The sequence below is a fragment of the Alteromonas sp. 14N.309.X.WAT.G.H12 genome (assembly GCF_036697315.1).
Lineage (GTDB): Bacteria > Pseudomonadota > Gammaproteobacteria > Enterobacterales > Alteromonadaceae > Alteromonas.
Genome location: NZ_JBAHZB010000154.1, coordinates 1 through 6096 on the forward strand (window position 1 = coordinate 1; position 6096 = coordinate 6096).

General features: G+C 48.1%; 4 protein-coding genes. 2 read left to right on the forward strand and 2 right to left on the reverse strand.

The window, feature by feature from the left end:
• Positions 1-762: transporter substrate-binding domain-containing protein (locus tag V5298_RS19345; protein ID WP_332933069.1), on the reverse strand; the 762-nt coding region annotated here is incomplete at its 3' end.
• A gap of 173 nt (positions 763-935) precedes the next feature.
• On the opposite strand from V5298_RS19345, the gene purL reads away from it, so the two are divergent.
• Positions 936-4832: a phosphoribosylformylglycinamidine synthase gene (gene purL, locus V5298_RS19350; RefSeq protein ID WP_332933070.1), complete on the forward strand. Its 3897-nt coding sequence runs from the start codon at positions 936-938 to the stop codon at positions 4830-4832.
• Positions 4833-5001: 169 nt separating this feature from the next.
• Positions 5002-5148 carry a hypothetical protein gene (locus tag V5298_RS19355; protein ID WP_332933071.1) on the forward strand — a complete coding sequence of 49 codons (147 nt, stop codon included), beginning with the start codon at positions 5002-5004 and terminating at the stop codon, positions 5146-5148.
• 150 nt (positions 5149-5298) lie between these two features.
• On the opposite strand, the gene smrA is transcribed toward V5298_RS19355, so the two are convergent.
• A complete protein-coding gene (gene smrA, locus V5298_RS19360; protein WP_332933072.1) occupies positions 5299-5886 on the reverse strand; it encodes a DNA endonuclease SmrA in 588 nt (195 codons plus the stop codon).
• Between the last annotated feature and the right edge of the window lie 210 nt (positions 5887-6096).

A 6096-nucleotide genomic window follows, 5' to 3' on the forward strand; every position in this document is an offset into this window, starting at 1 on the left:
AGATCCCCGGGATTGGCTGATAAATTCATACAGGGCTGCCAACAAACTGTCGTCGCTGTTTGTATGCAACCCCCAGGCAACCTTTTGATGAAGGGCCAAAATCTGATGTATTGCTAATTGGGGGTAACGGGTACGCATGATGGATAAGGCATTGGAATCAACCACGGTGGCCGCCACTTCACCGGTGGCCAGGCGGCGCAGGATTTCGTGCTTATCCATGTCATAAGAGGCTTCGATTTTGCCAGACAGGGTCTCAAGCTCACGGGTTAATAGTTTATGGTTACTGCTGTTGGCCACCACAGTAATTGTTGTTTCTGCGTTTACATTTGGTGTTTCGGATGAGGTGACTAATACCTGATTGACATAGTGGAGAACGGGGCCGTATTGATCAATGTGCGGGAGGTCATCACCAAGGGCATCGCCAGTGATGGCAATATCGATGTCATCCTGTTCTAGGGCGGCTTGTAATGCATCATGATCGTAAAATACTGTGATTATGGCAGTCACACCAAGATAATCGGCAAAATCGGAGGCTAACTCGTAATCAAACCCTGCGGCACCGGCGTTACCAATATAGTAAGTTTGCGGCCCGTTAATGATGCCCACATGCAGCGCATTTTGTTTAACTATTTGACTTAACTTGTTTTCTTCCCAGTCAGGCTGACAGCCCAGCGTGATTGCGCATACCATCAGCAGTATCAATGTGCGAAAAAAGCAGCGGTAAAGACTGATAATATGTTTAGGGTTTAAAGAATACGACACAGTTATATCATTAAGCCTTTTTGATAAAAATCTGAAAAAATGTAAACAATATCGGCGTAGCAGGTTATCAAGTGGCTGGAATTCCTCTATAATCCGCGCCAAAATCCTCGTCCATCCAAGAGATAGCGTTTTGAGCTGTCATACGCTGTTTCCAAACAATCAGGTAAAGCGATATGTTGGTCCTTAGAGGCGCGCCCGCACTGTCTGAATTCAGACAAACTAAACTTATTGAACGGCTGGGTCAATCCGGTATTCAGGTTAATGGTATTTACGCAGAGTTTGTACATCTTGTTAATACCCATGGATCCCTTGATGATGAAGCCCGTCAGATACTTGATAAACTGTTGACTTATGGGCCAAAGGCTCAGTCACAAGCGCCCACTGGGAAGTGCTTTTTTATCACGCCCCGTCCCGGCACCATCTCACCGTGGTCTTCCAAAGCCACGGATATTGCCCACAATTGTGGGCTAAGTCAGATCGAGCGCATCGAACGGGGATGTGCTTATTATATTGACGTTGATAGCAGGTTAACCGAAGAGCAATGGCAACAGGTTGCGCAGCAGTTGCACGACCGGATGACTGAATCTGTATTTTCTGATCCGCAAAATGCCCAAGTACTGTTTAAACAGGCCAGTGCACAAAGCTTCATGTCGGTGGATATTTTAGGTCGGGGTAAACAAGCCTTGATCGAAGCGAACCTGAGTCTGGGTTTGGCATTGGCCGACGACGAGATCGATTATCTGTTCGACAGTTTTACCCGTTTAGGTCGTAATCCTAACGATGTTGAACTCTATATGTTTGCCCAAGCAAACTCTGAACATTGTCGTCATAAGATTTTCAACGCCAGTTGGACAATCGATGGCATAGAACAAGGTAAATCCTTGTTCAAAATGATCAAAAATACCTTCGAGACCCATCCTGAATTCGTTCATTCCGCCTATAAAGATAACGCCGCGGTAATGGAAGGCTGGAAAGCGGGGCGTTTTTTCCCCGATCCCCAGTCCCATCAATATGAATATCACCACGAAGATATTGATATTCTGATGAAGGTGGAAACCCATAATCACCCCACGGCCATCTCGCCATTTCCTGGCGCGGCAACGGGCTCAGGTGGCGAAATTCGTGACGAAGGAGCCACTGGACGGGGTTCAAAACCGAAGGCCGGTTTGGTGGGTTTTAGTGTGTCGAATTTGCGTATTCCCGGTGCCGAGCAGCCCTGGGAACTGGATTACGGCAAGCCCCAACGAATTGTCAGTGCGTTAGATATTATGCTGGAAGGGCCATTAGGTGGTGCCGCCTTTAATAACGAATTTGGTCGTCCTGCGCTGTTAGGTTATTTCCGGACCTATGAACAGGAAGTGGCAAGTTTTAATGGCGTAGAAGTGCGTGGTTATCATAAGCCGATTATGCTGGCCGGTGGATTAGGTAATATCCGCAAAGATCATATTGAAAAAGGTGAAATTACCGTAGGCGCGAAATTGATCGTGCTCGGTGGCCCGGCAATGAACATCGGTTTGGGTGGCGGCGCGGCCTCATCCATGGCTTCCGGTCAATCCAATGAAGATTTGGATTTTGCCTCGGTACAACGTGATAACCCAGAAATGGAGCGTCGTTGTCAGGAAGTGATCGATGCCTGCTGGCAATTGGGTGAGAACAACCCCATTCAGTTTATCCACGATGTGGGCGCGGGTGGTTTATCCAATGCCCTGCCAGAATTGGTGAATGATGGTGAACGGGGTGGACGTTTTGAATTGCGGGATGTGCTGTCTGACGAACCGGGAATGACGCCGCTGGAGTTATGGTGTAACGAGTCACAGGAACGCTACGTCTTGTCGGTGGCGCCGGAAAATCTGGCTACCTTCGAGGCGATTTGCGCTCGGGAACGGGCTCCCTTTGCGGTGGTGGGGGAAGCCACCGCTGAACGGCATTTATTGTTAAACGATAAACAGTTTGATAATCAACCCATCGATATGCCGCTGGATGTATTGCTGGGCAAGCCACCTAAAATGCACCGGGATGTAACCTCTAAAACCCTTTCCCCTGAACAATTGCAACGCCAGGATATTACCCTGGCAGATGCGGCTGAGCGTTTGCTTCGCTTACCCACAGTGGCGGAAAAAACCTTTCTCATTACCATAGGTGACCGTTCAGTGACCGGTTTGGTGAGTCGAGATCAGATGGTGGGCCCCTGGCAGGTTCCCGTGGCTGATGTGGCGGTAACGGCCTCAGCATTTGATACCTACCATGGTGAAGCCATGTCAATGGGTGAACGCACACCAGTGGCCTTGTTATCTTATGGTGCTTCTGCTCGTTTAGCGGTGGCTGAAGCGTTAACCAATATTGCGGCCTCTTATATCGGCGATATTAAACGCATTAAACTTTCTGCAAACTGGATGGCCGCAGCGTCTCATCCCGGTGAAGATGCGGGGCTGTATGAAGCGGTAAAAGCCGTAGGTGAAGAATTGTGTCCGGCTCTGGGGCTTACGATTCCGGTGGGCAAGGACTCCATGTCGATGAAAACCGCATGGCAAGATGAGACGGGGGCCGATAAATCCGTTACTGCTCCCTTATCCTTAGTCATCACGGCCTTTGGGGCCGTTAAAGATATTCGTAAAACCCTGACCCCTCAGTTACGCACTGATAAAGGGGCGACCCGTTTGTTGTTGCTGGACTTAGGGAATGGCCAAAATCGTCTGGGCGGCAGTTGTTTGGCTCAGGTGTACAGTCAGTTAGCCGATAAACCGGCTGATGTTGACAGTGCCGAGCAATTACTTGCCTTTTTTAATGCGGTACAGGCCATGCAGGGCAGAGACTTACTGTTGGCGTATCATGACCGTTCTGACGGCGGCTTGTTTACCACAGTGGCGGAAATGGCGTTTGCCGGTAAAACCGGTGTCACGGTTTCACTGGACAATCTGCAAGAGGATGATTTAGGCGTATTGTTCAGCGAAGAGCTCGGTGCTGTTATTCAGGTGCGTGAACAGGATGTGGCGGCGGTGACTGCCATTGCCGATGAACATGGCTTAGGGTCTCAACTGCATGATATCGGTACATTAAATAGCACAGATATGATTGAGTTTGTTCGCCATGATGTCACGGTACTGACCGATTCACGGGTGACTTACCGCAGCATCTGGGCCGAAACTACCCATCAAATGCAACGCTTACGCGATAACCCACAATGTGCTGATGAAGAAAATCGAGCCAAGCAGGATGCCGCTGATCCTGGGTTAAGCGTGTCGCTAACCTACGATGTGAATAAAGATGTGGCCGCGCCCTATATCGCCAAAGGCGTTAAGCCTGCGGTGGCTATTTTACGGGAACAGGGCGTCAACTCACACCTTGAAATGGCGGCGGCATTTAACCGTGCCGGCTTTAACGCCATTGATGTGCATATGAGTGACGTGCTAAGCGGCAAAGTGGTATTGAATGACTTCAAAGGGTTAGCCGCTTGTGGTGGTTTCTCTTACGGTGACGTTTTAGGTGCCGGTGAAGGATGGGCTAAATCAGTATTGTTTAACCCCCGTGCCAGAGAACAGTTTGAAAACTTCTTCACGCGCAGCGATACCTTTAGTTTAGGGGTTTGTAACGGTTGTCAGATGTTATCCAACCTGAAAGCCTTGATCCCAGGCACAGAACACTGGCCCCATTTTGTGACAAACCTGTCTGAACGGTTTGAAGCACGGGTGGCCATGGTGGAAGTCATGGAATCGCCATCGGTGATTTTACAAGGTATGCAGGGGTCTACCATGCCCATCGCTGTGTCTCATGGTGAAGGTAAAGCTGAATTTGCTACCCAAGGGGCATTAGATGCGGTGCAGTCAGGCAATCAGGTGGCCCTTCGTTATGTGGATAACTATGGTCAGGTTGCCAATACCTATCCGGCTAACCCCAATGGTTCGCCATTGGGTATAACCGGGCTGACTTCAAAAGATGGCCGTTGTACCATTATGATGCCTCACCCTGAACGGGTTTTCCGAGCCGTAGCCAATTCTTGGCGGCCTGATGACTGGCAAGAAGACGGTGCGTGGATGCGAATTTTCCGAAATGCCCGTGTTTTTGTAAATTAGTGACAAAAAACGGTGATAAGGTGTCAAATATTTGAACTGATGCCTTGTCATCTGCAAGTCTCTGTTTTACATTAGATCATGTCAGGATGGCAAATTCGTAGACAGGGAAGACATTGAGTTCTAATCTGGATCGTATGATCCGTTATTGACGAAATAATAAGAGACGAATATGTATCGTTCTAGTAAGGGATTCGGTTTAACCGGTGTTGCTGTTGCAGTGTTGTTAATGATTTTAACCGCGGTCTTCAGTTCTTCTGCCAGTTCGGCAGAAAATAACACAAAGACGTCGTTGAATGTCGAGCAGTCTGCAAGATAACAAATAATTACGTAGTGGCGGCAGTGGCAAAGTTATTTTTTATGTTTTTTTGAGCCTAAAGATAACTTTGTCAACGCCGCTATTTTATTTCCCGCCTTTTCTAATAGCTGTTTTCCCTATGAGCCTTTTTCTTTCCTAGCACGAGGGCGCTTACCGCTTCCGATTTTTTTCCCGATTAATTAATTTTTGCTGAGGATGCTTCTTTAGCAGTACGTAAGTGGCGCCAAACCCGCCGTGCATAGGCTGTGCTGTGTGCCAGGCAATGACAAAGTCCAATTCGGCTAGCCAATGGTTAACGTAACTTTTTTTCAACGCGGGAAAGGGCTGACTGTGTTCTCCTTTGCCATGCTGAATTAATAACGCTCGTTCACCCTTCTCGTGAGCCAATTTTAGCGACTGAAACAGTAAATCACGGCAGGCCTTAAGGGGGGCACCACTGAGTGTGATGCGCTGCTCGATATCGTATTTGCCTAATCGGAGGTTTTTAAATACGCCGTCTTGAATACCAGGTTGCTGAAAGGCAATAAAATCATCGGGCTTAACCGGCTTTACGCCTTCCATGCTCAAGGGGTTGAAAAGGGGATCTTTCTCCTTCGATAGCGCTGCCCGTTTCGCTTTTTTCTCCACACTGTCATTTGGATTATAAACAAACACTTTGTCGTTGGAAGCGATGCGCTGTACATCTTCCATTTCTTCCATGAAAGAACGTAGATCGTCATCATATTGCGGGTGGTGCATAACGCCTCCTGATGGATTTTACTGAACAGAGAGATCTGCCCCGTTAATGCTTTTAGGCATTGTGCCTAAACTTTACCGTCGGTTGCAATCTTTACGGTGTCTTTTGAACAAAAACTAATCGGACTGGTAGCACAGTATTTGTGTGCTATAGTGCGTTAATCATTGCTGTACCGGCAATCCGTGTTCGTTTTGCAGTCAATTGGATTAGGC